The sequence below is a fragment of the Stappia sp. BW2 genome (assembly GCF_008107695.1).
In the GTDB taxonomy this organism is placed as follows: domain Bacteria; phylum Pseudomonadota; class Alphaproteobacteria; order Rhizobiales; family Stappiaceae; genus Roseibium.
Window position 1 is genome coordinate 845,659 of record NZ_VIRG01000070.1, and the last position, 25,120, is coordinate 870,778.

Below are 25,120 nucleotides of genomic sequence, written 5' to 3' on the forward strand. Positions count from 1 at the left end.
GCTGGTTGGCCGCTTGTTTCTGTCACAGGAGTTGTCTCATGGCACATCGTCCCGATCTGTCTTTCCGTTTCACCCACGCGATCACCCGCACGCCCGCCGATAGCGTGGCTGACGGTATCCGGGCGGTGGACACGGGCAATCCGAGCGGTGCGACGTTTCGGTCGGAACACGGGCGTTATGTATCGGCATTGCGGGAGGCAGGGCTTACTGTTGACGTTTTGCCGCCGCTTGAAGAGTTCCCGGACAGCTGTTTTGTCGAAGATCCCGCTTTTTGCCTACCGGAAGGGGCCATCCAACTTCGTCCGGGCGCGGCCAGCCGTGAAGGGGAAGGTGCGGAGATCCGTGCCGCACTGGAAAGCCGGTTCCAAAAGGTTGTCGAACTGCCGGGAACCGGTCACGTCGACGGCGGTGATGTGCTGATGCTGGATGATGTCATCCTCATCGGCCTGTCCGCCCGCACCGACCGTGAAGGCGCAGAAGCTTTCGCCGGATTGCTGGGAGAGTGGGGCTACAATGCCGAGGTCTGCGAGACACCGGAAGGCGTGCTGCATTTCAAGACGGCCTGCTCAACGCTTGGCGACGGCGTCATTCTGGCGACCAAAGTCATGGCCGACAGCGGCTTTTTTGGCGATCGCGAGATTGTGGTGGTGCCAGAAGGCGAAGACTACGCCGCCAATGTCATCCGCGTGAACGATGTGGTGATGGTGCCGGAAGGATATCCGAAGACCTTGGCTGCCATCGAGGCCGCCGGTTTCTCGACAGTGGTGCTGCCGACCCACGAAGCCCGCAAGGTCGATGGCGGACTGTCCTGCCTGTCGCTGCGGTTTGCGCTGGACTAGGTTCTCGCAGGTTTTGTGGCGCTGAGGGCCTGTTCGGCTCGATCCCGGGAATGTGTGGAAGCGCCTTCTCTGGATGGGCGGGGAGTTTTGCGCAAGCGGTCCGTTCTTCGGGACGCCCTGTCGGCCTCCTCTGGATGAGGTTGTCAGGAAACATCAGGCTACCGTTCTCTGCGTTCTTGCCATGGCTGGACCATGGCAAGAACTCCATTCCGGTGCCACTCGCGCGGCTTGCACCTGAGGCTAGGTCACGGCAGCAGGGCGGCAGGACGTCTCGGAGGATGAGCGCGTTTTGCGCCGGGTGGGCCAGACTGGTCAGGCCGCCACCTGATTGCCATTAACAGTCAGGTTGCTGAATTCCGAAACGTTGTTCAGCTCGCCGGTGGACTTTTCGAGCCACCGGAAGCCGTTGATGGCGCCCTCTTTGGAGCCCTGGACGATGTTGTTGGTGATGACGGCGGATCCCGCGCCATCGACCACGGTCACCGCAATTCCCGTCCCGCAGTCCCGAATCACGTTCTGGGAGGCGGCGATGTTGCGCATGTAGGGGCCCCAGCCGAGTAACAGGCCGAATTTCGGTGCGCCTTCGACCACATTGCCGGTGAGTGTCGTGTCCGCTTCAACGGCGATACCGATGCCGAAACCGGCGACTTCCGGTGGATAGGGGCCTTCCTTCTTGATGTTGCGGATCAGATTGCCGGAACAGACCGCCAGGCGGCCACCATCCATGAAGTTGGCGATGGAAATGCCGATCGTGCCGCCGTCCACGATATTGTTGGCAATGATCGCCCCCTGGAAACCGAATTCGGAATAGATCGCCGTTTCGCCAGAGCGAAGGCAGGAATTGCCGATGATCTGGACGTTGGAGCCGGCATTGGACCGGATTGCAGAGAAGGCGCAGTCGGCCACGCGATTGTTGGACACCATGACACCGTGGGCGCGGAAGACATTGATGCCGTTCCCGAACTGACCGGTGCCGCCGTAGCGGGCGCCGATGCGCTCAACCCGGTTGCCGGAGACGATGGTGCCGTCTTCGCCCTCCCGCCAGCGGTGCACCCAGATGCCGCCATTGGCACAGTCGGTCACCGAATTGCCGGTGATGGCGAGGCCCGTGGCTTCGTTCGAGCGCAGGCCCGCTTCGGCTGCTCCCGAGATCCGGCAATTTTCGACACGGCCTGAGCAACGGTCCAGCAACAGGCCCATCTTGGAAGAACCGGCGATCTCGCAGTTGTCGAGCGCGACGTTCCTGACGCCGATGAAATGCAACAGTCCTTCGGTGAAATCGCCGATGGAGCGGTTGGCGCCGTCGAAGGTAATGCCGGTCAGGCCGACGTTGGAAACACCTTCAGCGCGGATCAACTGGCCGCCACCGCCCTGATAGACGAGCCGTGTTCTGCCGGGAACGCCAACAATCAACGTGCCGGAAGGAAGGCGCAGGTTGGCAACCGGATAGGTGCCGGCGGGAAGGAAGAGGGCGCGGCCACGCTCGACCGCCCGATTGACGGCATTTTGAAATTGGGCGCTCTGATCGTCAGCGGCATTGGGCAGAAGGCCCAACTCCTGTGAATCGATGGAGCCGCGCAGGTCGGCCACTTTCATCTGGGCTGCGGCGACTGTCCCGGAAAGACACAAAGCTGTCCCGGCTAGAAACGCGCGGCGGTTCAGTTTCGAAAGGTTACGTGTCATCGGTCCGGCCAATTGCTCGCTTGCGTCCCGGATTGGGATGCGTCTCAAGTCTCTGCAGCTGAAAACGCAAGAGCCGTGCCGGATCGGCGTTCGGTGGCCGTTGGACGCACAAAAAAACCGGCCAGGCGGCAGGGCCTGGCCGGTCAGTTAACCGGTCTACAGGGGCAGAAGAGACCGGTCAGAGGCTGTTCGGGTCGACGTTTTCCAGACCAACCCAGTTTTCATCGGCCTTGCTGACGAAGCCCGGGATGTCCTTGTTCCAGCGTTCCTGGATCGACGGTGCGAGGTTGAGGTAAAGCTTGTTGTCGACGATCTTCCACAGGTCCGGGTCACCATCGACCTTCACTCCCATGGCAGCGCCAAAGGCACAGAAACCGCCATATTGCGGCAGATATTTTTCCGGGTTCTGCTTGAAGAGCTTGCGGTTTTCTTCGGACGCGAAGCGGTAGGTGGCGCCGTTATGAACCTCGGTGATGGCGATATCACCGTCTTGCGGAGCGCCATTGACGAAATAGGAGACCGGATCGACACCGCGCAGGGCCAGGCCGGTGTTGGTGGCGTTGACATCGAAACCGGCGCCGAATGCGCTGGAAACGAGGCCGAAGACGACCACGAAGGCTGCGACGGAGCCACGAACGAAATTTGCGAACATTTGGAATCACTCCCCAGGGGTTGAATTTGTCCGGCACAGATGTGCTCAAGCGATGGTGAAAAGGGAACCAATCGGTTCCTAATGGTCCGTACTTGACCAACCTTGCCGGTGGTTCCTAAATAGAGTTAGGAACCGAATGGTACAAAACACAAGCGCGTGACACGTGCTTGAGTGTTTCGTGAAGCGGCTTGACTGGAGAATAAATGGCAAGACCTCGGGAATTCGATGCCGATGAGGCACTGGAAAAGGCCATGGACCTGTTCTGGGACGTTGGCTATGACGAAGCCTCTCTGTCCGAGCTGCTCGGTGCCATGGCGATTACCAAGGGCTCTTTCTACAAGGCGTTCCAGGACAAGCAGTCGGTCTATCTGGCGGCGCTCGACAGGTATAACGATCAGGTGATCAGCAACACCGTTGCGTTTCTGGGCGACCCGGCTGAAGGCACGGGTAGGGAACGTATCCTCGCCCTCTTCGGCCGCGTCGCTGATCTCGCCCAGAAAGAGGGAGACAGGCTCGGTTGCTTTTTGTGCAATGCCCTGGTCGACAAGGCAGGTGGCCCCGAGGCGGAAGCAAAGCTGCAGGCCATGACCAGGCGTCTGGAAAACGGTTTTCACCGCGCGCTACAGGACGATGGGCTTGAAGTAACCGAAGCGCGCGGCACCGCACGCGGCATTCTGACGGCCTATTTCGGCCTGCGGGTTCTGGGCCGGGCGGGGCTTTCCGACGATATGGCGACGGACTGCATTCGCCAGGTCGAGAAAATGCTGGGGCGTGTGCATTGAAGGGGCGGCAGTCTCAGGTTCTGGAAACTGGGAAGCCCGGATACAGATCTACATGCAAATAAACACCACCTCATCCTGAGGGAGCACGAAGTGCTGTCTCGAAGGATGGACGACACATTCCGGAGCAAGCGGCCCATCCTTCAAGACGGGCTTTCAGCCCTCCTCAGGATGAGGGGAAAGTCTGCAGGAGAGTGCCCCCCTCATCGCAGGCGTCTTGCCAGTTCGCGCAGGATGCGGACGGCGGCTTCCTCGATGACGGGGTAGGCCGGTCTTGTGTCGCGCGGGCCTTTCGGCAACGCGGGAACATGAACGAAAATGCTGGCGATGCCCGAGCCGATGGAATCCCACAGTGTGGCATTGCAAAGATAGGTTCCGGCATTGGTGGAAAGCCGCGCTGGGGCGCCAGCGGCAAGGGCGGCATCGCGCAAGGCTGCGGCGGGCAGGGTCGATATCCGGGAGCGTTCTTGCGAGACCGCGAGTTCAGGTCTGGCCGGTGCTTTGCCCAGGGCATCCGGACGCACGCGGACGGCCTTGTTGACGGCCCTTGTTTCTATGTTGATGGTTCTCCGCGTGCCATCGACGCCAAAATGCACGATGGCGTCCGGCAAAATCGTCTTGCGCAGCCGGTCGGTGACCTCTTCACGCCCCGCCCAGGTGGTCGGCAGAACATGAAAGACGAAGTCGATGCCGGATTGATGTGCGTCCATGCGCTTCGCCAGCCGCCGCATCAGCCGTTCTGTCGGATTGATGGGGGCCCCGGGGAATGGCGAAAAGCCGGTGACCAGAACGGTCTTGCGATTAGACCTCTTCATTCGCCAAGCCCATCAAGGTGGCCAATTCATCGACGGCGAGTGAGACAGCGATTTTTCCGCCGCGCACTTCATCTTCCAGGGATTTGAGACGTTCGGCCGTGCGAGTGTTCGTGGTCAGGGCTTCCATCATGCGCTGTTGAAGCATGTCCCACATCCAGGCGACCTGTTGGCTGCTGCGCTTTTGATGCCATTCACCACTTGCCTGCATGCGCTCGCGGAACACGGTGATCTGCTCCCAAAGATGATCAAGACCTTCGTTGGCAAGACCGGACACCGTGATGACGGGTGGCGTCCATGTAGGCGACTTGGGTGCCAGAATATGCAAGGCGGCACGGTAGTCCGAGGCAGCGGTCTGGGCACGAGTTGAGCCGTCGCCGTCGGCCTTGTTGACGGCGATCATATCGGCGATTTCAAGCACGCCCTTCTTGATGCCCTGAAGCTCGTCACCGGCGCCGGGCAACATCAGCACCAAGAAAAAGTCCACCATGTCGGCAACGGTCGTTTCCGATTGGCCAATGCCGACAGTCTCCACCAGAATCACGTCGTAGCCGGCTGCCTCGCACAACAGCATGGTTTCCCGTGTCTTTGCGGCGACCCCACCAAGCGTGCCGGCCGAGGGCGAGGGACGAATAAAGGCGTTGGTATCCACCGCAAGCTGCGCCATGCGCGTCTTGTCGCCGAGGATCGATCCTCCGGTGCGGGTGGAGGAGGGGTCGACGGCCAGAACGGCAACCTTGTGCCCTGCCGCCGTCAGGTTGGACCCAAGCGTATCGATGGTGGTCGACTTGCCGACACCCGGCACCCCGGTAATCCCGACCCGGAGAGCTTTGCCTGTCAGAGGCAGCAATTCTTGAATCAGGTGCTGGGCAAGGCGCCGGTGCTCGCGCTTGCGCGACTCCACGAGCGTGATGGCGCGGGCCAGTGCGGCGCGCCGGCCCGCCTTGAGTTCGTCCGCCAGCTTTGCGGGGTCGAGATTTCGTGCCGTTGTCGTCATGACTAAAGGTGTTAGCGCAGGATTCGGCAAAGGTCACTGCCGCCAAAGGGTGAAGACGCATTCGTGACGCATCTGGACGCCATCCAACCGCGCCGAAAGACATGGAAACATTGAAACGGGCAGGTAAAAACGTGTTAGATACACGCCGCTTCGATGAAATTCATTTTTGGTGCTGCATGACACCCTTGTCCTATCTGAAAGCCCCGTTCTGGGTTCTGGGTCTCGCCGGAACCGACAAGTCACCGCGCAAGAACCCGTTGCTAGGCAGCGAGCGGCTGAATACCTGGGGTTTGCACAAGAAACGGGTGAAGCTCGCCGCTGATCTCGCCGCGCACAGACGGGCGAAGCTGGCGCATCTGGTGGATCGGGAGCAGCAGGCTTTCTTCGATGAGAACGGCTATTTCCTGGTCAAGGATTTCCTTCCGGAGGAGACATTCCACCAGCTCAAGGAAGAGGTGTTCAACCAGCCGTTCGAATCGCGGGAGATGCGCCAGGGACAGGCGGTTACCCGGATGACCCTTCTGCCGCCGGAGGTGCTGCGCAAAAACGCTGCCCTGGCAGAAGCTGTGCGTGACCCGCGTGCGAACAACATGATCCGCTATGCCGCCTCACAGGGCGGGCAGCCGCTCAATTTCATTCAGACGGTTCTGGTTGAACCGCTGAAGGTGAAGAAGAAAGATCCGCAGTCCGACGCCCACGCTGACACGTTCCATGCTACGTCCAAAGCTTGGCTGTTCCTGCAGGATGTGGGTGAGGAGGACGGTCCGTTCTTCTTTGTGCCGGGCTCGCACAAGCTCACGAAGGAGCGGCTGGAATGGGAGTATGAATGCTCCCTGAGCGCAGCCAAGGACCTGAGGTCCCATCATGCCAGCGGCTCGTTCCGCATCAAGGCGGATGAGCTTGCCTCTCTGGGCCTGCCGCAGCCCAAGAAGATGGCCGTGCCGGAAAACACGCTGATCGTGGCCGATACATTTGCCTTTCACGGTCGCACGCCCTCCGACAAGCCGACGGTCCGCTCGGAAATTCACTGGCACATGCGCCGCAACCCGTTCCTGCCATGGACCGGCGGCGATATCAAATCACTGCCGGGCCTCAAGGATCGCGGTATGCCGGTCTTGATGGAGCTTGCTGATGTTGCGGAAAAGACCCTGAAACAGCGTAACGTCTGGCGCAAGGTGGGCGAAGTCATGGTGCGCTCACAGCCACATGTGTGAGGGCTGATGTCGTTTTTGCATTCTTTGTTCCAGACAATCGCCGGTCAATTTTTCACAGCCAACCTCATCCTGAGAGCCTGGTCTGAAAATGTAAAAGGCTGCAGTTGTCGTGGATCCTGTCACGACTTTGCGTCCCTCTCCATTGTCATCCCCGCGAAAGCGGGGATCCAGTAACCTGATGAGTTTGCTCTAAAAACTTAATTCTTACCTTGCGGAGACCTGGTTTCCCGCTTTTGCGGAATTGACACATGTGGTCGAAGCAGTCGCCCCGGGCACCACTTTCGTGCCAGACACCGAGGAGGGCCGTCAGGTCCGTCTCAAGGGGAGGCCGCTTGCTCAAGCGTGTGCCGCCCATCCTTCGAGACAGCGCTCGCGCGCTTCCTCAGGATGAGGTTGATTTTGGAGCTTGCCTCTTGGATGGCGTCTAACTGGCCTCGGCGTCAGCTCTTCGGCGTCCAGAGGATCCGCTGGAGCTGGGCATCGAACAGGTCGTTTTCGGCCGGCAGGCGGTCGAACGGGCCGTCGTAGCCTGGAATTGCGTAGACCAGTTCCACGTTCCGGTGGCCGTCGGAATGGCAAATGGCCATGCCGCGCCACAGGTTCTTGCCAACGCGGCAATCGGCCCGTGACGAGCCGATTTCGGAAAAGGTCATGCCGATCCGCTCGCCGTTCGGGCCCTGAAGATGATGGGTCACGCCGTGGACGGTGCGGACCTTGCCGTTCTTGCCCTTGAACACCTGCAACACCTGAAACCCATCGCTGTTGAAGGCGGCAAGAGCCCACTCCGTTGAGTTTTCGTTGGCGGTCTGGATGCCCTCGGTGGTGAAGCCGGGCAGGGCGGCCTCGATGGCTTTCTGACCGTATGGGGTCTCACCGGTTATTCCGCCGACACGATCTTCGGTGATCTGCACCAGGGTGATGTCGGAGGTCCGTGCCAGCCGTCCGGATGTGCCGTCCAGATCCGACGTCGGGGCGCAGGCCGCTCCCATAAGAGCGAAAACGCAGGCAAAACCGATGGCAGTTAGACGCATAAGAATACTCAGGCTGATTTGGCTGCGCCGAAGTGCGCAGACCCGATACGGGACTTACCAACTAACGTCTTGTTTGCAAAGAGAGCGATGCCCCCTGTGGACAGTTACCCGCTTGTCTCGCCAGATGCCGCAGCGGCTGCAAAGCCTGCGCATTTACTCGCCTGTCAGGTTTCGTCCCGTTTGATCCATTTGGGCGCGGAAGGTGGCGCATAGTTCTCGAACAGGCGGATCATTTCCAGCGGCGAACTGGCGAGCTGTGCCATGTCGCGCATTACCTGTTTGGTGAAGCCCTGCTGGGTCTGGTGGTCGAGGAAGGTGATCAGGTGATCGTAATAGCCTTCGACATTCAGGAAGCCGCAGGGTTTCTTGTGATAGCCGAGCTGACCCCAGGTCCAGACTTCGAAAATTTCTTCCAGCGTGCCAACGCCGCCAGGCAATGCAATAAAGGCGTCGGAGAGATCGGCCATCATTGCCTTGCGTTCATGCATTGAATCGACAAGGTGCAGCTCGCTCAAGCCTTCGTGGCCGATTTCCTTGTCCATCAGGGATCTCGGCAGCACACCGATCACCTTACCGCCGGCTTCAAGCGCCGCGTTGGCGACGGTGCCCATCAGGCCAACCTTGGCGCCGCCGTAGACAAGCGTATAGCCTTGTTCGGCGATGACGCGTCCCGTGTCACGCGCAACATCTGCGTATGCCTCAAGCGCGCCGTAACTGGAGCCACAAAAGACGCAAATGGATTTCATACCTGTTCTCCGGCTGCTGATGCTGAATCGAATGCCATCAGGGCAACTTGATCGGGGGTGATCGCGAGGCACGCGGACCTTTCCGTCCGCGTGCCGATTTCAGGGTTAGTCCTTGGCCAACTCGTCAAGGACGCGGGCCCAGGACCGGATGCCCTTGTGGAAGCTGGTCAGATTGTACTTTTCGTTCGGCGAGTGGATCTGGTCGTCTTCCAGACCAAAGCCGATCAGGAGCGAGTCCATACCCAGCATGCGCTTGAAATCACCGACGATCGGGATCGAGCCACCCATTCCGGTCAGGGCAACCTCTTTGCCCCACTCGGCCTCGAGGGCTGTCTTGCCCTTTTCCAGAGCCGGCATCGCAAAGTCGAGCCGCAGGGCCGGGCTGCCATCCTTGGCAATGAAATCCACTGAACAATCCGCCGGGATTTTCGAGCGCACGTAGGCGCGGAACGCCTCCTGGATCTTGTCCGGATCCTGATCGCCGACAAGACGGAAGGTGAACTTGGCGTGGGCTTCGGAGGGGATCACCGTTTTGGAACCGGCTCCCTGATAGCCACCCCACATGCCGTTCACTTCAACGGTCGGGCGGGTCCAAAGGTGTTCAAGCGGCATGCGGTCCTTTTCACCGCGCGGATATTTCAGGCCCACGTCGCCGAGGAATTCCTCAACCGAGAAGCCGAGCTCGTCCCACATCCTGGTGACTTCTTCCGGCATGTCGATGACGCCGTCATAGAAGCCGGGCAGGGTTACCTTGCCGTTTTCATCATGGAGGCCGGCAATGATCGAGGCGACGATGTGGTTCGGGTTTTGAGCCGAGCCACCATAGGAACCAGAGTGCAAGTCACGGCTGGCCGCCTTGACGATGACCTCGTCCCCGACCATGCCACGCAGCATGATGGAGATTGCCGGAGTTTCCGCATCCCACATGCCGGTGTCGCACACGAGGGCGAGATCGCAGGTCAGTTCGTCCTTGTTGGCCTCAAGGAAGGGATGAAGCGATGGAGAGCCGGATTCTTCCTCACCCTCGAACAGGATCGTCACATCCAGCGGCAGATCGCCGGTTTCCTCCAGATAGGCACGTGCAGCTTCCACGAAGGTCATCAACTGGCCCTTGTCGTCGGCAGAGCCGCGGGCGACGATGACCTTGCTGCCGTCCGGCCTGGTCTCGATGGCCGGGTCAAAGGGGTCACGCTTCCACAGGTTCAGCGGATCCACCGGCTGAACGTCATAGTGGCCATAAAACAGCACGTGTGGACCCGGCTTGCCGGACTTGCGCTTGCCAACAACCATTGGATGGCCGGTCGTGTCGCGCACGGAGGCCTCGAAACCGATGTCGTTCAGTTCTTTCGCCAGCCATTCCGCGGCCTCGCGGCAAGGCGCCTTGAAGGCCGGGTCGGTTGAAATGCTCTTGATCTTGAGGAGGTCGAACAGACGGTCGAGGCTATTGTCGAGATTGGCATCGATGCGCGCCAAGACCTTGTCGATGGAACTCATGACGGATCCTTGAATTTTTAACAAATAGGTGCAGAGGCCCGATGGACTCGGGCCTTGTGAGAAGGTCCTAACAGGCCATATCGGCGCGCTTAGCGCAATTGCTTATTCTTGAAGTCGAAGCCAGCCAGCGGCACGCCGGACGCAGAAGCGTCAGGCGGCTTGTGGCTTTTCGTCGTCGCTGACAGGACTGCCGTTGCCGGCAGCCTCTCCATCCTGAACGCCCCCGTCTTGCGACAGATAGACGGTCGAAGACGGATAGGCGATTTCCGACCCGTTGGACTCGACGATTTCCCGAATGCCGAAAAGCAACTCTTCCTGAATTTCGAGGAAGCCGGCCATGTCCGATGCCTGTACATAGGCGTAGACGTCGACCGTGACGGCATAGTCGTCAAAGCCGATAAGACGCACGCGCATTGGATCCTCGGCCACTTTTTCATGGGCCTTGAGGTAATCATGGATCCCCGCCAGAACACGCTTCAACGCTTCCTGGCTGGTCTCGTAGCGCAGGCCGAGCTTGTGCCGGAAATGAAACTGGTCGCGGTAGCTGTAATTTATGATTTTCCGTTTGGCGAGGTCGGCATTGGCAACGGTAATGAGCGTCCGGTCCAGCGCCCTGATACGGGTGGACCGGATGCCGATGGATTCCACTGTGCCGGCCAGATCGTCAAACTGGCAGAACTCCCCGACCCGCACCATCCGGTCGGCATAAAGAATGATGCCGCCGATCAGGTTTTCAATCGTCGGCTGGGCGGCAAGGGCAATTGCAAGGCCGCCGACGCCGAGACCCGCGATGACGCCGTAGATCGGAATGCCGATCTGCGTTGCGCCGTAGCCCAGCACGATCAGCGCGATGCCAAGGGAGAAAACCCGGAAACCCGTGCGCAGCAAGCTGACGTCGAGACCGTCTCTCGCAGCACCGGAGCTGCTGGAAAACCAGACGTAGAAGAGCTGCAGGATCTGGTAGACCATCCAGGCCGTGGCCGACCAGATGATGGCAGTGGTCGACGTGCCGATGGCCACAAGAGGCATGCCGGTGATGTTGATCTGGTCTTCGCACAGATATCGGAAAAGGCTTGCGGCAAGGATCACGAGAATTGGATTGAAGATCGCGTGGGCGATGCGGGTGCCCTCATGCACCGAGACCGCGCGCATCCTGCGCCACCTTACGTAATACCCAAGCACGAGCGCAGTAAGGGCGAACAGTCCAATCAAGGCGAGCCATTGCCAATAAGCCTGGTCGGCAAAGTGCCGATGCAGGAAGGCGGGGCCGGCTTCGATCACATCGTACCAGAGCGGTGCAACCAGGTTGCCTGGTGTGTAGATGTAATATTCAAAGAGGTCTTCGCCCTTGTCCGCCTTGATGGGCAGCACCCGAACGACTGCATAATCTTCGGGAATACGCTCGACGGAGGCTTTCGAAAACAAGTATTGCCCGTGTTGTTCCCCGGTGCCCTGACGCATCAAAGAGATGCTGGTGCCAGGGATCGTCCAATGATCGGGCAGGCTGCCCTGATCGCCTCTCTTGGAAAAGCCGCCGGCGGGCGAGCCGGGAATATCCTCGAAATGGAGCGGAGGGATCCTGTCCAGGATCTCCTGAAGCTGCAACGCTATTTCGACGCTGGCCTTTTCCCGCGACGTTACGGGGATGTCGCTCAAATCGAAGGTCTGCGCAGCCTTTGAGAGGAGCGCCTGGACCAGGACCAGTTTTTCCTTTTCGCCGCTGGACAGGAACAACCGGTTGCTTTCGTCATAGCTGTCCCGGACCGACATCCAGAGCGTGTTCACCTCGTGCATGATGTAGACGAAGCTTTCCAGGGTCGCGCGCGGGCTGGACGTGTCTGGAGGCGAGATCGGGTTGTCACGCAGATATTCACGGGCGAGGGCAACTCGTTCCTGATCCAGCTTTCTCGCCTGCTCCTGCGTTACGACGGCCGCAGGGTCGGGTGCCTGTGCCCAGGCTCCTGAAGCCCCGCTCAAGACAGCGGTGATCAGAGACAGCAGAAAAAGCAGATGCAACAGTGGCATGACAGGGCGCTGGTGCAAGCGCTCAGCTTTCAGGTGCGGTTGTGGCCGGATTACTCGGTATTGCATGGCGCCTATCTACCCGTTGTTTCGACTACAGCCATAACGGGAAGGGGTAACTATCCTGTTACCCCGGGGGGAAATCAGGCAACCCGCATTATTGATGACCTTGTTTGGTGTAATCGCTCGCCGTGAGGACAACTTCCACCCGTGCCGGTCCGATCGCATCCTCGAGCCTGGCTGAGAGCAGGTCTCTGAACTGGTCTATTTCCTCGGCAAGAACCGGTTTCCTTGGGTCGAGATAGACAACCACCCAATGCATGCGTCCAGCCTGCAGAACGGCAGCGCGATGAAGTCGATAGCCTTTTTCGCGGGCAAGGTTGCGGGCTGCGCGGGCGACCTTGGCGTAAGTCCCGCTGGGGGCGCTGACGCCGGCAAGATCGGCCAGTGTCGTACGGAACGTTGACAGCGGCTGCCAGATGATTGCCAGGATCAGGACCAGAACGATGACCGCATCGCCTATGGGAACAAAAGGTCCGAGGATCGTGCCTTCCAGATAGGGCAGAGAGAGCAGGGCAGCGCCCGAACCGACACTGAGCGCACCGTCGATGAGTGCTGCGCGGGCTTCGGTCTTCAGGATAGCGCTGCGCTGACCGGTGACTTTGTAGGCACGGTGAAAATTGGCTGCAAGGCCAAGGCAGATGCTGACGATGACCACCGCGTATACCGCAATTGGCCCGTACGCCAGTTGCGGTACCGCACCCCCGGAAAAAAAGGTCCAGATTTTCGAAATCGAGACGAAGGCTGCAAAGACGAGAACGCCGATCAGGATAAGGCTTCGGAAGGTGACGTAGAGCACCTCGTCGAAATCGTGTCCCCAGGGTCTGGAGCGTGTCGGTGGCAGGCCGACCCTTGCCCCGATGCGGGCCGCCGCAATGGCGGAAATGAAGTTGACCGCCGAATAAAGGCCGTCCACCAGCATGGCATCGGACCTGGACGCCCATGCGGTCAGGAGGCCGGCAGCGGCCATGAACAGGTTGGCCCATTTGCCGACGACAAGCGCTTTGCGCTCGGTTGCCAGGTTCTGCGCCGCATTTGCCGACATCTCTTGATCTAGTTGCCTCGTTTCAGGGATCCGAGCAAGCCGCGCACCAGCGCCCGGCCAAGTGAAGAGCCTATACTTCTGGCAGCGGATTTGAGCCCCGCTTCCAGAGCCGTGTCACGCTGGTTACGGCGATTGCTGCGCCGCTTCCGGCTTTCCTGGCGGGGTCTGTCGTCGCGTCCAAAGTCAGGGAGCTGGAAGCCGGAGCGGGAGCGGCGGGGCTCGCCATGCTTTTTGGCATAGCTGTCTTCCTTTTCCTGGCGCCGCTGCTCCTGTTGCTGGGCTTCTTCCGCGCGGCCCATCAGCACCTCGTAAGCCGACGTGCGGTCGCGGGTGCGCTCGTACGTGCCGAAGACTGGGCTGGACTGGATCAGCGCGCGCCGTTCTGCCTGGGTAACCGGGCCGAGCCGCGAACAGGGAGGTCGGATCAGGGTGCGCTGAACAACCGATGGAATGCCTTTGCCTTCCAGGGTGGAGACCAGGGCTTCACCGACGCCAAGCTCGGTGATCACCCGTTCGGTGTTGAGGTCCGGATTGGGTCGGAAGGTTTCGGCCGCTGCCCGCACGGCTTTCTGGTCGCGCGGGGTGAAGGCGCGCAGGGCGTGCTGGATGCGATTGCCAAGCTGGGAAAGCACGGTCTCCGGCACGTCCAACGGGTTCTGGGTGACGAAATAGACACCGACCCCCTTGGAGCGGATCAACCGGACGACCTGTTCCACCTTTTCGATCAGTGCCTTGGGCGCACCGGAGAACAGAAGATGGGCTTCATCGAAGAAGAACACCAGTTTCGGCTTCTCCGGATCGCCGACTTCCGGCAGTTCCTCAAAGAGTTCAGACAGCATCCAGAGCAGAAACACACCGTAGAGGCGCGGAGCGGACATGAGTTTGTCTGCTGCAAGAATATTGACAACGCCCCGTCCGTCCGGCGCTGTGCGCATGAAGTCCCGGATGTCCAGTGCCGGTTCACCGAAAAAGTGCTCACCGCCCTGGCGCTCCAGCACCAGAAGCCGGCGCTGAATAGCCCCGACCGAGGCCTTGGAGACGTTGCCGTAAATGCTCGACAGCTCCGACGCACGCTCCGCGACATGGGCGAGCATGGCCCTGAGGTCCTTCAGGTCCAGCAGCAGAAGGCCCTCATCGTCAGCCAATTCGAACAGAACGTTCAAAACGCCTTCCTGGGTGTCGTTGAGTTCCAGAAGGCGCGCCAGAAGCAGGGGGCCAATTTCGGAGACTGTGGTGCGGATCGGGTGGCCTTGTTCGCCAAGTAGGTCCCAGAACACTGAGGGAAAGGCTTCATAAGTATAGTCGGCGGCAATGCCGACATCGCTGGCCCGCTTTTCAAGAAAGTCCTTGGAAACGCCTGCTGTCGCGAGACCTGACAGGTCGCCCTTGATATCAGCGCAGAAGACGGGAACACCGGCCTTTGAAAAGCCTTCGGCAAGGATCTGCAGCGACACGGTCTTGCCCGTACCGGTGGCGCCCGCAATCAAGCCGTGGCGGTTGGCAAGCTTGAGCGTGAGGGTTTCGTCCCTGGTGCTGGACCCAATGAAAATACTGTCTTTCGCCTTCACGAGTTTCCCCCGAATCCCTTTATCTTGCCGCAGCGTAGAGCCTTTCGCGACGAGATTGAAACATTCTGTTGCGACGTGCAGGTGGGCAAGCACGCAGGGTGGATGCGGCATAGTCGAGCAGAAAGGGAATTGACCATCGACGCGGACACCTTGGGGCTTGTATAGAGAAGCCAAACAGGCGCCGGATGACGTGGCGCCGGTCATTTGATCAGGAGATTTTCATGGAAGAGCTCATCAAGCGGATCATGGCGGCAGCAGACATTGATGAAGATGTCGCCAAGAACGCCATCGGCATTATCTTGGGCTTTCTGAACAAGGAAGGTCCGGAAGACAAGATGCAGCTCATCTTCGATGCTCTTCCGGGCGCGCAGGAACTGGTCGAGGCACGGGCTGCTGCCGCATCCGGCGGTGGCTTTCTGAGCGGCCTTGGAAGCATGATGGGCGGTGGCATGGGGGCCATGGCCGCGCTGAATGAATTGACCAATGCCGGACTCGATATGGATGGCGTGCAAAGTGTTGTCCAAGAACTCGTTTCCTATGCTAAGGAAAAAGCAGGGGACGACGTTGTGAATGAAGTGGTTTCACAAATTCCGGGGCTGAGCCAGATCGTTTGACTGTCCCAAGGTTCGGTCACCGGTTGATTAGGGAGTTCTGAGCACATGTCTTATTCCATCGATGAAATCGAAGGTATCGGCCCGGCCTATGCTGCAAAGCTTGGCGAAGCCGGCATCAAGACGACGGAAGCCTATCTGGAACGTGCGAAGGACCCGAAGGGTCGCAAGGCACTTGAAGAAGCAACCGGCATTGAGGGCAAGCGGATCCTGAAATGGGCCAACATGGCGGATCTGATGCGCATCAGCGGTGTCGGTGAAGAATATTCAGAACTTCTGGAAGCGGCCGGGGTCGACACGGTGAAGGAACTGAAGCATCGCAATGCCGCAAATCTTGCGGAGAAGATGCAGGAAGTGAATGAGGCGAAAAAGCTTGTTCGCCAGGTACCGAGCGAAAGCCAGGTCACTAAATGGGTCGAGCAGGCCAAGGAATTGCCGCCGATGATGACCTACTGAGGTCGGCGAGCAACATTCGAGAGCGACAATAAAGGCGTGCGGTGAGCGCGCCTTTTTCATTTGGTATTTGGCCAGTTGAATCTGCCGCCTGAAACGCGAACTGGACACAGTCTGATCTGAGGCGATTGATTGTCAGGTTGTGCGCGGAAACAAAACAGGCGCACCGAAGTGCGCCTGTTGTTAGCTGCGAAAAGAGGTCGGCTCGGAATGCGACGTCAGACGCTGATCTGGCCGTAGCGAAGCGCTTCAACCACTGTGTGGGTCTTGTTCGAAGCGTTCAGCTTGACGCTGGCATTCTGCAGATGAGCGTGGACGGTCCGCTGCGAGATGTCGAGCACGTCTGCAATTTCGCCGGCGGTCTTGCCGTAGGCTGTCAGCTCCAGAACTCTGCGTTCCCGGGTCGACAAGGCGCCCGGCCGCTGTCCGGAGATCACACCGAGTTCGCGCAGGCGCGAGAAGGCGGCAGCGGCGAGGGCTTCCAGGTTGGACAGATCGTATTTATTGACCTGGAGAGCCGGGCCGCTCGCGAATACGAAGGCCTGGAAGGGATAGAGTTCCGTCACGGGGATGACGAGGACCTGGCTTCCTTCTCCGGCGGATGCCAGAAGGTCGGAATGCTCCATGTCACCGGCGGAGATTGTCCAGACGCGCGCCCGGTTGGAGCCGAGTCCGAGCATCAAAGCGCTGTCGTTTGCGGAAAGCGAAGTGCTTTCAATTCCATCGTTGCGTTGATCGGGCCACCGGAACCTTTGAACGAGATTGTCGATCGGACGGTTCGGCATTGGCAAGCCAGTAATCAGAATATGCGTGGCCCCCATGCGGCGCAGGTTCGATTCCAAGATATCGAGCACATGATGGGCGGCATTTGCTTCCGAGATTGCTCTCAGCTTGCTCTTCAATTCCGTTTGATCAAGCATTGTGCACATCCTTTGCGGCTTGTGAGGCCGCTTCTTTGCGGGCGTCCGGACGCGTGCCGGATCATCCGCTGATGGGTGATAACCGTGACCGCCAAACCCATTCAGGTAAGTGTCAGACCCCGGTGCCGCGCATTTGTTATGAGGGTAGAAATTCCCATGCGTCAGCAGATACACGCTACAATACAATTGATGATCGTACCAATAGGGAAAAATGGCAAACTTAGCTTATTCCGCCAAAAAATTGACAAGATGCCGCCTAGAAGAAGCCCGAAAGTCTTTTGGCGTGCTGTTTAACGTCTTCGTAAGCGTATGTTGAAAAGCGTATTTCGTAGAGAATTTTATTTTTTATACGTCTAATTAATTCTGACAGGGATTCGCAATTCATGGTTGTTCTGGCTTCACCCTGCGGTGACTGGGGGAGCTCCCAAACCTTACCCATTCTGCTGAGTTGCCAAGCTTCAGGGCCAGGGACTAAAACGGGGCCAGGGAGTAAGTGCCATGACAAACAGCTTTACCGGACCTGACAGTTTCTATTCTGCCGACGCGGAAGCCTGGTGGGCGGCCGTGGACAAGGCCCTGAAAGGCGGTTCCCGACAGAAGCTCTATGGAAAGACGGACGACGGACTGGACATAGCTCCGCTTTATGAGCGCAGCACGGACAGTCCCGCCTGGGCGCTGAGGTCATCTGCCGGCGACTGGTCCGTGGTTCAGCGGGTCGATATTCCCGACCCCAGCGAGGCAAATGCCCAAATTCTGGAAGATCTGGAAGGAGGCGCCAGCGGCCTCGATCTGATTTTCCGGGGGGCAGCCGCTTCCTACGGGAATGGCATCCGGGTCGACGATCTTTCCGGTCTCGATTGCCTGCTGAAAGGGGTCGAACTCGATCTCATCGATGTGCGCTTCGAAGCAGGGCGGGAAAACGTCGAGGTATTCGCCTCCCTTCTGGCTTTGCTAGAAAAACGCAAGATCGATCCAGCGAACGTTCGCCTGACGGCCGGTGTTGATCCCCACAGCTGGGTTGCGCTCAATGGCATCGCATTGGCCGACATGGAAATGGCCTACAGACATTTCCGCGACATGGTGGTCTCCACTCATGATTACGGCAGCCCGGCGCGGGTCCTGAAGGCCGACGGTCGCATCTGGCATGAGGCAGGCGCAACGCCCGCACAGGAGCTTGCCCTGGTGTTGGCGTCTGCGACAGCGCATTTGCGGTTGCTGGAGGGAACGAGGCTTGCACCCGAGCAATGGGCTGACAAAATTTCATTCAGCCTGATCGCGGAAGCCGATCAGCTCGGAACGATTGCCAAGGCGCGTGCCATACGTTCGCTCTGGGCGGCTGTTTTGGACGGGGCAGGGTTGCCGCAGGCGGGCCTGCAGCTTCATATGTCAACGTCCTACAGAATGCTGACGCGTCGGGATCCCTGGGTCAATCTGCTGCGCAACACGGTGGCGACCTTCGCGGCGGGTGTCGGGGGGGCAGACAGTGTCTGCGTCCTGCCACATACGCAGGCTGTCGGACTTCCCGACGGATTTGCCCGCAGGCTTGCCCGCAATACGCAGACGATCCTTCTGGAAGAAAGCAATCTTGCCAAGGTCATTGATCCGGCGGCAGGCTCGGGCGCTATTGAGGAGCGAACGAACACTGTTTGCGAGGCTGCCTGGGGTCTCTTCCAGGAAATCGAAGCGGCTGGCGGGCTGTTCGAGGCGGTGCGCACCGGATTGGTGCATGAGCGTATCGCGGTCGCCAGAACCAGCGTTGCCAAAAAGATTGCGACCAGAAAACGCCCGATCACCGGCGTGAGCGAGTTTCCGGATCTTGCGGAAAAGAAGGTCGCCGTTCTGAAGTCGAGCGAAGAGAACATTGCCGGTGTGAGCGGGCCGCGCAAAGACCTGCCGGAGCCCGACGATGGCGAGCGCTTCGCCGTTCTCCGCCAGCTTGCACTTGAGGGCGTACCGTTGAATGAGCTGGGAATGCGGCTGGACCTTCTGCCGCGCGACTATTCTTTGCCGAAGCTGGACACGGCACGGATAGCGGAACCTTTCGAGCAGTTGCGCGCCAGGGCCGATGCGTTCGAGAAAGCCGTGTCGGATGCACCTGCGGTGTTTCTGGCCTCTCTGGGCAGCCTTGCGCAGTTTTCCGCCCGCGCCACTTGGACGGCAAACGCTTTTGCGGCCGGCGGGGTGACCTCCGTGGGGCCTGCTGTCTATGCCTCGGTTGAAGACCTTGTTGCGGATTTCCGCAAAAGCGGCGCCGCGCTTGCCTGCCTGGTATCCTCCGACGATGTTTACGAGGCCGAAGCGGAAGCTGCGGCTCGCGCGCTGAAATCGGCAGGTGCCGGTTATCTTTACCTTGCAGGCCGCCCGGGAGAGCGGGAAGATGCCTATCGCAAGGCCGGTGTGGATGCCTTCGTCTTCGCCGGGTGCGATCTGCTGGGCCTGCTGAAGGATGCATTCGACCGGCTGGAGACCCGTGAAGGGCTCGAGCTGACAGATCTGGAGGTCCAATCATGAGCAGGATCCCGAATTTCGCCGATAAGCCGTTCCGGCAAATCGTCAAGGCCGCGGACGCCGGCACTCAGGAAAGTTGGCAGACGCCGGAAGACATCATGGTTCCGCCGGTCTACGGCGCGCAGGATCTTGAAGGTCTGAAGCACCTGGACACCTGGCCCGGCCTGCCGCCGTTCCTGCGTGGTCCATACCCGACCATGTACGTTCAGCAGCCCTGGACCGTGCGCCAATATGCCGGGTTTTCGACAGCTGAAGATTCCAACGCCTTTTACCGGCGCAACCTTGCCGCCGGTCAAAAGGGCCTGTCGGTCGCCTTCGACCTTGCCACCCACCGGGGTTATGACAGCGATCATCCGCGTGTTTCCGGCGATGTCGGCATGGCGGGGGTCGCAATCGACTCCATCTATGACATGCGCACGCTCTTTTCCGGCATTCCGCTGGACAAGATGAGCGTTTCCATGACCATGAACGGTGCCGTGCTGCCGGTTCTGGCGCTTTACATCGTGGCTGCGGAAGAGCAGGGCGTTGACCAGAAGGATCTGTCGGGCACCATTCAGAACGACATTCTGAAGGAGTTCATGGTCCGCAACACCTATATCTATCCGCCCAAGCACTCCATGCGGATCATCTCGGACATCTTCAAATATACGTCCCAGAACATGCCGCGTTTCAATTCTATCTCCATTTCCGGCTACCACATGCAGGAAGCCGGGGCGACGGCGGATCTGGAACTGGCCTATACGATTGCCGACGGCATCGAATATGCCCGCGCCGGTGTCGCTGCCGGCATGGACATCGACCAGTTCGCACCAAGGTTGTCCTTCTTCTGGGCCATCGGCATGAACTTCTTCATGGAAGTTGCCAAGCTGCGTGCCGCACGCCTGATCTGGGCAACGTTGATGGAAGAGAACTTCCAGCCGAAGAACCCGAAATCCCTGTCGCTTCGTACCCACTCACAGACATCGGGTTGGTCGCTGACGGCGCAGGACGTCTTCAACAACGTCATCCGCACCTGTGTGGAAGCCATGGCTGCAACGCAAGGCCACACCCAGTCGCTGCACACAAATGCACTGGACGAGGCGCTGGCTTTGCCGACCGACTTTTCCGCCCGTATCGCCCGCAACACCCAGCTCTTCCTGCAGCAGGAAAGCGGCACGACGCAGGTGATCGACCCGTGGGGCGGGTCCTATTACGTCGAGAAACTGACGGCCGACCTTGCCGAGAAGGCCATGGCGCATATCCGCGAAGTGGAAGAACTCGGCGGTATGGCGAAAGCCATCGAGAAGGGCATTCCGAAGCTGCGCATCGAGGAGGCCGCCGCCAAGACCCAGGCGCGGATCGACAGCGGTGCGCAGACAGTGGTGGGCGTCAACAAGTTCAAACCGGACAGCGAGCAGGCGATCGACGTTCTCAAGGTCGACAATGCTCAGGTGCGTGCTGCCCAGATCGACAAGCTCAAGCGCCTGCGCGAAGAACGCAATGAAGCTGAGACCCAGGCCGCTCTGGAAGCCTTGACGCAATGTGCGGCTTCGGGCGAGGGCAATCTGCTGGATCTGTCCGTCAAGGCCGCACGGGCGAAAGCAACCGTGGGCGAGATTTCGCTGGCAATGGAAAAGGTGTTCGACCGGCACAAGGCCGAAATCAAGTCGATTGCCGGGGTCTACAAACGGGAGGCCGGGGCCATGTCCGGGACGATCGAGAAAGTCCAGAAACTGGTGGAAGCCTTCGAGGAAAACGACGGCCGCCGTCCGCGTATCCTGGTGGCCAAGATGGGTCAGGACGGGCACGACCGCGGCCAGAAGGTGATTGCCTCCGCATTTGCCGATCTCGGTTTCGACGTCGATATCGGACCGCTTTTCCAGACCCCGGAAGAAGCTGCAAGGCAGGCCGTTGAAAACGATGTGCATGTGGTTGGCGTGTCATCGCTGGCGGCGGGACACCTGACGCTTGTGCCGGCCCTGAGGCGGGCGCTGGCCGAGGAAGGCCGGGAAGACATCATGATCGTGGTTGGTGGGGTTGTGCCACCTCAGGATTATGACGAACTCTACAAGTCCGGCGCGGCTGCGATCTTCCCACCGGGCACGGTGATTGCCGAAGCGGCCATCGGCCTGATCGGCAAGTTGAACGAACAGCTCGGTTACGGGTCCGCCGAAGCCGCTGAATAGGCCCGGGCTGATAAAGCTACAGGAGCCGTGGAGGTGGCTGCATGGTTGAGATACTGACCGGTGGCTGCCTGTGCGAGGGGGTGCGCTACAGCTGTGAGGCAGCGCCCAAGCTGACCGTTCACTGCTATTGCTCGGATTGCCGGAAACTTGGCGGAACCGGTCATTCGACCCATACGGTTTTCGATGAGGATGCCTTTGTCCTGACCGGTGAGGTCACCGAATACGTGAAAACCGCAGATAGCGGCCGCTCTATCAACAGGCGTTTCTGCCCGGTCTGCGGAAGTCCGGTCTTCCACACCCGCACGGGAATGGAGGGGCTGGTCGTGGTTCGGACGTCGAGCCTGGACACTCCGGAGGCGGTCAAGCCGACGCTGGCGATCTATGTCTCGCGCGCGGTGTCTTGGGATTTTGTCGATAGGCGCCTGCAATGTTACGAGGAAATGGCGCCCCAAAAGCCTCAAGCCTGACGATGTGGTTCAGTTCCTCTCTTTGGCGGGTAACTGATGGAACGGAACAGGCGGTTCCTGGTATATGCCGAACAGATATGGCCCTATACGCCAGTGGATTTCCGTTAAGACGCGGGTGGGGCCCTTGTTGTCGTCGATCAGAATACGGTCCGGCTTGGGCACCTCCGGCTCCTGCGCACGTGGTCTGTCATGTTGAGCGACGCCATCAAAACCTGGGCGAAGCGCATCAAGCGCGATCTTCATGCCCTCTATCTGGCTGGCCGCGACCCGAGGGTACCCTGGTATGTGAAGGGGCTGGCCATCGCGACGGCCGCATACGCTCTCTCACCCATTGACCTGATACCGGATTTCATTCCGGTGATCGGTTACCTCGATGATCTATTGCTCGTGCCGCTTGGCATCTATCTGGCGGTGAGGCTCATTCCGCCTCAGGTCATGGCGGAATGCCGGGCGGAAGCTGCCAGAAGACAGGACAGGCCGCCTATCAGCCGGATGGCGGCAGGACTGGTCCTGCTGGTCTGGACCGTTGGGGCCCTGGCAATGATGGTGTGGATCTGGCGGCTTTTTCCGGTCTGACCCTCAGACGCGTTGTTCGGTTCGTCGGGACTGTTCCTCAAAAGAGGAAGTCTTCCACCCAGGCATTCCCAGTTTTTTTGGGGGCTGTTAGCCGAGAGTGGCAAGTCCCGTCAGATCAACCAACACCGCTTTGGGAGACAGGTCGAGATATTCGTCTGGCATGCCCATACGGTTCATCCACACCGTGCGGAAGCCGAACGCCGTCGCGCCTGCAATATCCCAACGGTTGGAAGACTGAAAGGAGACTTCTTCCGGATAGATCCGGAAGTGGGTCGTGACCATTTCATAGACCAGCGGATCGGTCTTGAAGGTTCGAAGGTCGTCGACGGAAAAGATCTCGTCAAAGAGTTCCGTCAGACCGGCAGCCTTGGCGGCTGCTTCCAGCATTGCCGGAGACCCGTTGGAGAGGATGGCGATTTTCGCGCCGGTCGCCTTCAGGTTGGTCAGGACCTGTGGCACTTCCGGATAGCAGTCAAGTTCCCAATACGCGCTGAGAAGGTCTTCACGCAGCGACTTGTCAGCGGAAGGCACCAGGGCGAACGCGGTGTCCAGGCCCTGCTGGGTCAGCTCCCAGAAGTCCAGGTACTTGCCCATCAGGGCGCGTACCCAGGAATACTCGAGCTGTTTTTCCCGCCAAAGCGAGGACAGTCTCTGAGCGTCGGGGCCGAGTTTTTCCGCGTGTTTGCGGACGGCTGCATGCACGTCGAACAAGGTTCCATACGCATCGAACACGTAAGCAGCATGCGCCATCTTCAAGACCTCCAAGTCCTTTCACGAAACGGCGGAAGAGAACAACCTGAGGCCTCCTGCGTCAAGCGCCGCTATCTGCAACACAGGACGCTGGCACGACTTTTCCCGCTATTGTCACCTGCTATGCACAGGTGGCAGTGTTATCGCGCCGTTTTCCTCAACCGGCCAGAACGGGTTATAGGCGATCTCAAGCAGGTGGCCTCCCGGCAGTTCCACATAGGAGGAGTAGCCGCCCCAGAAGGCTTTCTGGGGTTCCTTGACCGGTTTTGCTCCAGCGGCCAGAGCTTTCAGAAAGCTTTGGTCCACTTCGGCTTCCGACCTGCCGTTCCAGGCGAGGGTGACCGCACCGGTGGGGCTGGCGGTTACAGGCCGTCCGATCTCTTCTTCCAGCGAGGCGCGGCCATAAAGGGCAAATACGCTGCCGGGCACCTGAAAGAACACCACGTCGGGGCCCGGTGAAGAATGGACCTGCCATCCCAGGCCATCTTCGAAGAAACGGCGTGTTTCGGCGACGTTTTCAACCACCAGTGTCGTCACGGAAATGCGCTGTTCCATCCTGCTCTCCCAAGATTGAGGAAGGAACATATAGAGAACTCCACACGGTGAGAGTCAATGGCCTGGATGCAGATCCGGCGGGTTATGGCCAGACCAGGCGGTGGGACTCACACCTGGCAATTGCTGGCGAGGGTGGGGAAAATTTCTATCGATTATGTTCGATTTTGGTGGTTTCTATTCCGATTCAAATGGCATTTGCGAATAAAGACGACAACTTTCCGGATTTTTTCGGCAAGCTATTGACCTGCCGGGATGGGGGGTGTTGTTTCGGCGGACAAACAGCACGACCGCAACGCGGAAAAGGAAACGGACATGAGCGGATGGAGTGAAACCTGGACCTGGATCGACGGGACTTGGCACGAGGGCAATCCGCCGATCATGGGCCCACGCACGCACGCCTCCTGGCTCGGTTCCAGCGTTTTTGACGGCGCTCGCTTCTTTGAAGGCGTAATGCCGGACATCGATCTTCACTGCAAACGTGTCAACGATAGTGCAGAGGCGCTGGGCATGAAGCCGACCATGCAGGTGGGGGAAATGGTCGAACTGTCCAAGGAAGGCTGTGCGAAGTTTGGCGGAGACAAGCAGATTTACGTCAAGCCGATGTACTGGATAGAGAGTGACGGACCCGGTGTTGTCGCGGGCGATCCCGACAGCACGCGCTTCTGCCTGTGCCTGTTCGATGCGCCGATGGCGGACAAGGACGCAGCCATGAGCATTACGCTGTCGCCGTTCCGCCGCCCGACGCTTGAATGCATGCCGGTCAACGCCAAGGCCGGGTGCCTTTATCCCAACAACGCCAGGGCCATGCTTGAGGCCAAGGGGCGGGGCTTCGACAATGCTATTGTTCGCGACATGCTTGGCAATGTTGCCGAGCTGACGTCGGCCAATGTCTTCATGGCCAAGGAAGGCAAGGTTCATACGCCGGTGCCAAACGGCACTTTCCTGAATGGGATTACCCGTCAGCGGGTCATTCAGTTGCTGCGGTCGGCCGGCTATGATGTTTACGAGCGCACCATGGACTATGGCGAATTTCTGGAAGCGGACGAAATCTTCTCGACCGGTAACTACAGCAAGGTCACACCGGTCAAGCGGATTGATGAGCGTGACTTGCAGCCGGGCCCGATTGCGGCACGCGCAAGAGAGCTCTACTGGGAATTCTCCCACGCCTGAGCG

General features: G+C 59.4%; 23 protein-coding genes. 10 read left to right on the forward strand and 13 right to left on the reverse strand.

The features are described 5' to 3' along the window. The first annotated feature begins 38 nt into the window (after positions 1 to 38). On the forward strand, positions 39 to 839 hold the full coding sequence (locus FMN63_RS22805; RefSeq protein WP_148586425.1) for a dimethylarginine dimethylaminohydrolase family protein: 801 nt from the start codon (positions 39 to 41) through the stop codon (positions 837 to 839). 312 nt (positions 840 to 1,151) lie between these two features. Here the strand turns inward: FMN63_RS22805 and FMN63_RS22810 are convergent, their stop codons facing one another. Together FMN63_RS22810 and FMN63_RS22815 are read right to left on the reverse strand one after the other, a co-directional pair. Beyond that, entirely contained in the window at positions 1,152 to 2,522 is a 1,371-nt protein-coding gene (locus tag FMN63_RS22810) for a TIGR03808 family TAT-translocated repetitive protein (protein ID WP_209001277.1), read from the reverse strand. Positions 2,523 to 2,700: 178 nt separating this feature from the next. Continuing rightward, positions 2,701 to 3,174, reverse strand: coding sequence for a YHS domain-containing (seleno)protein (locus FMN63_RS22815; RefSeq protein ID WP_148586426.1), 474 nt, complete (start codon positions 3,172 to 3,174; stop codon positions 2,701 to 2,703). Positions 3,175 to 3,377: 203 nt separating this feature from the next. On the opposite strand from FMN63_RS22815, the gene FMN63_RS22820 reads away from it, so the two are divergent. Then, on the forward strand, positions 3,378 to 3,956 hold the full coding sequence (locus FMN63_RS22820; protein ID WP_148586427.1) for a TetR/AcrR family transcriptional regulator: 579 nt from the start codon (positions 3,378 to 3,380) through the stop codon (positions 3,954 to 3,956). Between the two features lie 200 nt (positions 3,957 to 4,156). On the opposite strand, the gene FMN63_RS22825 is transcribed toward FMN63_RS22820, so the two are convergent. Continuing rightward, positions 4,157 to 4,768: a pyroglutamyl-peptidase I gene (locus FMN63_RS22825; RefSeq protein WP_148586428.1), complete on the reverse strand. Its 612-nt coding sequence runs from the start codon at positions 4,766 to 4,768 to the stop codon at positions 4,157 to 4,159. Continuing rightward, complete coding sequence (gene meaB, locus FMN63_RS22830) at positions 4,755 to 5,762, reverse strand: methylmalonyl Co-A mutase-associated GTPase MeaB (protein WP_148586429.1); 1,008 nt, start codon at positions 5,760 to 5,762, stop codon at positions 4,755 to 4,757. Before meaB ends, FMN63_RS22825 begins: the two co-directional genes overlap by 14 nt. A 176-nt stretch (positions 5,763 to 5,938) precedes the next feature. Here meaB and FMN63_RS22835 point away from each other — a divergent pair, with 176 nt between their 5' ends. Beyond that, positions 5,939 to 6,976, forward strand: coding sequence for a phytanoyl-CoA dioxygenase family protein (locus tag FMN63_RS22835; protein ID WP_148586430.1), 1,038 nt, complete (start codon positions 5,939 to 5,941; stop codon positions 6,974 to 6,976). A 440-nt stretch (positions 6,977 to 7,416) separates the two neighbouring features. Here the strand turns inward: FMN63_RS22835 and FMN63_RS22840 are convergent, their stop codons facing one another. The 6 genes from FMN63_RS22840 to FMN63_RS22865 form a co-directional block, all read right to left on the reverse strand. Further along, the gene (locus FMN63_RS22840) at positions 7,417 to 8,007 is read right to left on the reverse strand and encodes a DUF1131 family protein (RefSeq protein ID WP_148586431.1); all 591 of its coding nucleotides are present in this window, start codon (positions 8,005 to 8,007) and stop codon (positions 7,417 to 7,419) included. Between the two features lie 164 nt (positions 8,008 to 8,171). Next, the gene (locus tag FMN63_RS22845) at positions 8,172 to 8,753 is read right to left on the reverse strand and encodes an LOG family protein (protein WP_148586432.1); all 582 of its coding nucleotides are present in this window, start codon (positions 8,751 to 8,753) and stop codon (positions 8,172 to 8,174) included. 105 nt (positions 8,754 to 8,858) lie between these two features. Continuing rightward, the gene (locus tag FMN63_RS22850; protein ID WP_148586433.1) at positions 8,859 to 10,247 is read right to left on the reverse strand and encodes a dipeptidase; all 1,389 of its coding nucleotides are present in this window, start codon (positions 10,245 to 10,247) and stop codon (positions 8,859 to 8,861) included. 150 nt (positions 10,248 to 10,397) lie between these two features. Further along, entirely contained in the window at positions 10,398 to 12,272 is a 1,875-nt protein-coding gene (locus FMN63_RS22855) for a mechanosensitive ion channel family protein (RefSeq protein WP_209001278.1), read from the reverse strand. A gap of 154 nt (positions 12,273 to 12,426) precedes the next feature. Beyond that, a complete protein-coding gene (locus FMN63_RS22860; protein ID WP_148586434.1) occupies positions 12,427 to 13,374 on the reverse strand; it encodes a cation transporter in 948 nt (315 codons plus the stop codon). Between the two features lie 8 nt (positions 13,375 to 13,382). Then, entirely contained in the window at positions 13,383 to 14,942 is a 1,560-nt protein-coding gene (locus FMN63_RS22865; RefSeq protein WP_148586435.1) for a helicase HerA-like domain-containing protein, read from the reverse strand. A 221-nt stretch (positions 14,943 to 15,163) separates the two neighbouring features. On the opposite strand from FMN63_RS22865, the gene FMN63_RS22870 reads away from it, so the two are divergent. Together FMN63_RS22870 and FMN63_RS22875 are read left to right on the forward strand one after the other, a co-directional pair. Further along, a complete protein-coding gene (locus FMN63_RS22870; RefSeq protein WP_148586436.1) occupies positions 15,164 to 15,556 on the forward strand; it encodes a DUF2780 domain-containing protein in 393 nt (130 codons plus the stop codon). 45 nt (positions 15,557 to 15,601) lie between these two features. Further along, a complete protein-coding gene (locus FMN63_RS22875; protein WP_148586437.1) occupies positions 15,602 to 16,009 on the forward strand; it encodes a DUF4332 domain-containing protein in 408 nt (135 codons plus the stop codon). A 215-nt stretch (positions 16,010 to 16,224) separates the two neighbouring features. Here FMN63_RS22875 and FMN63_RS29925 read toward each other — a convergent pair whose 3' ends face one another. After that, on the reverse strand, positions 16,225 to 16,926 hold the full coding sequence (locus FMN63_RS29925) for a helix-turn-helix domain-containing protein (RefSeq protein WP_148586438.1): 702 nt from the start codon (positions 16,924 to 16,926) through the stop codon (positions 16,225 to 16,227). A 498-nt stretch (positions 16,927 to 17,424) separates the two neighbouring features. Here FMN63_RS29925 and FMN63_RS22885 point away from each other — a divergent pair, with 498 nt between their 5' ends. From FMN63_RS22885 to FMN63_RS22900, 4 genes are all read left to right on the forward strand, one after another. Continuing rightward, a complete protein-coding gene (locus tag FMN63_RS22885) occupies positions 17,425 to 19,437 on the forward strand; it encodes a methylmalonyl-CoA mutase family protein (RefSeq protein WP_148586439.1) in 2,013 nt (670 codons plus the stop codon). Beyond that, positions 19,434 to 21,599, forward strand: a complete 2,166-nt coding sequence (scpA, locus tag FMN63_RS22890) for a methylmalonyl-CoA mutase (RefSeq protein WP_148586440.1) — start codon at positions 19,434 to 19,436, stop codon at positions 21,597 to 21,599. The genes FMN63_RS22885 and scpA overlap by 4 nt, the downstream gene beginning before the upstream one ends. A 41-nt stretch (positions 21,600 to 21,640) precedes the next feature. Further along, positions 21,641 to 22,066 (forward strand): GFA family protein, encoded by a 426-nt coding sequence (locus FMN63_RS22895; RefSeq protein ID WP_205514244.1) that lies wholly within the window; start codon positions 21,641 to 21,643, stop codon positions 22,064 to 22,066. 189 nt (positions 22,067 to 22,255) lie between these two features. Further along, positions 22,256 to 22,642 (forward strand): YkvA family protein, encoded by a 387-nt coding sequence (locus tag FMN63_RS22900; protein ID WP_148586441.1) that lies wholly within the window; start codon positions 22,256 to 22,258, stop codon positions 22,640 to 22,642. 87 nt (positions 22,643 to 22,729) lie between these two features. Here FMN63_RS22900 and FMN63_RS22905 read toward each other — a convergent pair whose 3' ends face one another. Together FMN63_RS22905 and FMN63_RS22910 are read right to left on the reverse strand one after the other, a co-directional pair. Then, positions 22,730 to 23,392 carry a haloacid dehalogenase type II gene (locus FMN63_RS22905; protein ID WP_148586442.1) on the reverse strand — a complete coding sequence of 221 codons (663 nt, stop codon included), beginning with the start codon at positions 23,390 to 23,392 and terminating at the stop codon, positions 22,730 to 22,732. A gap of 114 nt (positions 23,393 to 23,506) precedes the next feature. Next, the gene (locus FMN63_RS22910; protein ID WP_148586443.1) at positions 23,507 to 23,947 is read right to left on the reverse strand and encodes a VOC family protein; all 441 of its coding nucleotides are present in this window, start codon (positions 23,945 to 23,947) and stop codon (positions 23,507 to 23,509) included. A gap of 312 nt (positions 23,948 to 24,259) precedes the next feature. Here FMN63_RS22910 and FMN63_RS22915 point away from each other — a divergent pair, with 312 nt between their 5' ends. Next, on the forward strand, positions 24,260 to 25,117 hold the full coding sequence (locus FMN63_RS22915; RefSeq protein ID WP_148586444.1) for a branched-chain amino acid aminotransferase: 858 nt from the start codon (positions 24,260 to 24,262) through the stop codon (positions 25,115 to 25,117). Positions 25,118 to 25,120: the final 3 nt, after the last annotated feature.

Bases quoted from the DNA above. Each gene is read 5' to 3' on its own strand.
- meaB (WP_148586429.1), bottom strand. From the start codon at position 5,762: ATGACGACAACGGCACGAAATCTCGACCCCGCAAAGCTGGCGGACGAA.
- FMN63_RS22820 (WP_148586427.1), top strand. From the start codon at position 3,378: ATGGCAAGACCTCGGGAATTCGATGCCGATGAGGCACTGGAAAAGGCC.
- FMN63_RS22825 (WP_148586428.1), bottom strand. From the start codon at position 4,768: ATGAAGAGGTCTAATCGCAAGACCGTTCTGGTCACCGGCTTTTCGCCA.
- FMN63_RS22900 (WP_148586441.1), top strand. From the start codon at position 22,256: ATGTTGAGCGACGCCATCAAAACCTGGGCGAAGCGCATCAAGCGCGAT.
- FMN63_RS29925 (WP_148586438.1), bottom strand. From the start codon at position 16,926: ATGCTTGATCAAACGGAATTGAAGAGCAAGCTGAGAGCAATCTCGGAA.
- FMN63_RS22850 (WP_148586433.1), bottom strand. From the start codon at position 10,247: ATGAGTTCCATCGACAAGGTCTTGGCGCGCATCGATGCCAATCTCGAC.
- FMN63_RS22915 (WP_148586444.1), top strand. From the start codon at position 24,260: ATGAGCGGATGGAGTGAAACCTGGACCTGGATCGACGGGACTTGGCAC.
- FMN63_RS22805 (WP_148586425.1), top strand. From the start codon at position 39: ATGGCACATCGTCCCGATCTGTCTTTCCGTTTCACCCACGCGATCACC.
- scpA (WP_148586440.1), top strand. From the start codon at position 19,434: ATGAGCAGGATCCCGAATTTCGCCGATAAGCCGTTCCGGCAAATCGTC.
- FMN63_RS22910 (WP_148586443.1), bottom strand. From the start codon at position 23,947: ATGGAACAGCGCATTTCCGTGACGACACTGGTGGTTGAAAACGTCGCC.
- FMN63_RS22885 (WP_148586439.1), top strand. From the start codon at position 17,425: ATGACAAACAGCTTTACCGGACCTGACAGTTTCTATTCTGCCGACGCG.
- FMN63_RS22815 (WP_148586426.1), bottom strand. From the start codon at position 3,174: ATGTTCGCAAATTTCGTTCGTGGCTCCGTCGCAGCCTTCGTGGTCGTC.
- FMN63_RS22875 (WP_148586437.1), top strand. From the start codon at position 15,602: ATGTCTTATTCCATCGATGAAATCGAAGGTATCGGCCCGGCCTATGCT.
- FMN63_RS22835 (WP_148586430.1), top strand. From the start codon at position 5,939: ATGACACCCTTGTCCTATCTGAAAGCCCCGTTCTGGGTTCTGGGTCTC.
- FMN63_RS22895 (WP_205514244.1), top strand. From the start codon at position 21,641: ATGGTTGAGATACTGACCGGTGGCTGCCTGTGCGAGGGGGTGCGCTAC.
- FMN63_RS22905 (WP_148586442.1), bottom strand. From the start codon at position 23,392: ATGGCGCATGCTGCTTACGTGTTCGATGCGTATGGAACCTTGTTCGAC.
- FMN63_RS22860 (WP_148586434.1), bottom strand. From the start codon at position 13,374: ATGTCGGCAAATGCGGCGCAGAACCTGGCAACCGAGCGCAAAGCGCTT.
- FMN63_RS22845 (WP_148586432.1), bottom strand. From the start codon at position 8,753: ATGAAATCCATTTGCGTCTTTTGTGGCTCCAGTTACGGCGCGCTTGAG.
- FMN63_RS22870 (WP_148586436.1), top strand. From the start codon at position 15,164: ATGGAAGAGCTCATCAAGCGGATCATGGCGGCAGCAGACATTGATGAA.
- FMN63_RS22840 (WP_148586431.1), bottom strand. From the start codon at position 8,007: ATGCGTCTAACTGCCATCGGTTTTGCCTGCGTTTTCGCTCTTATGGGA.
- FMN63_RS22810 (WP_209001277.1), bottom strand. From the start codon at position 2,522: ATGACACGTAACCTTTCGAAACTGAACCGCCGCGCGTTTCTAGCCGGG.
- FMN63_RS22855 (WP_209001278.1), bottom strand. From the start codon at position 12,272: ATGCCACTGTTGCATCTGCTTTTTCTGCTGTCTCTGATCACCGCTGTC.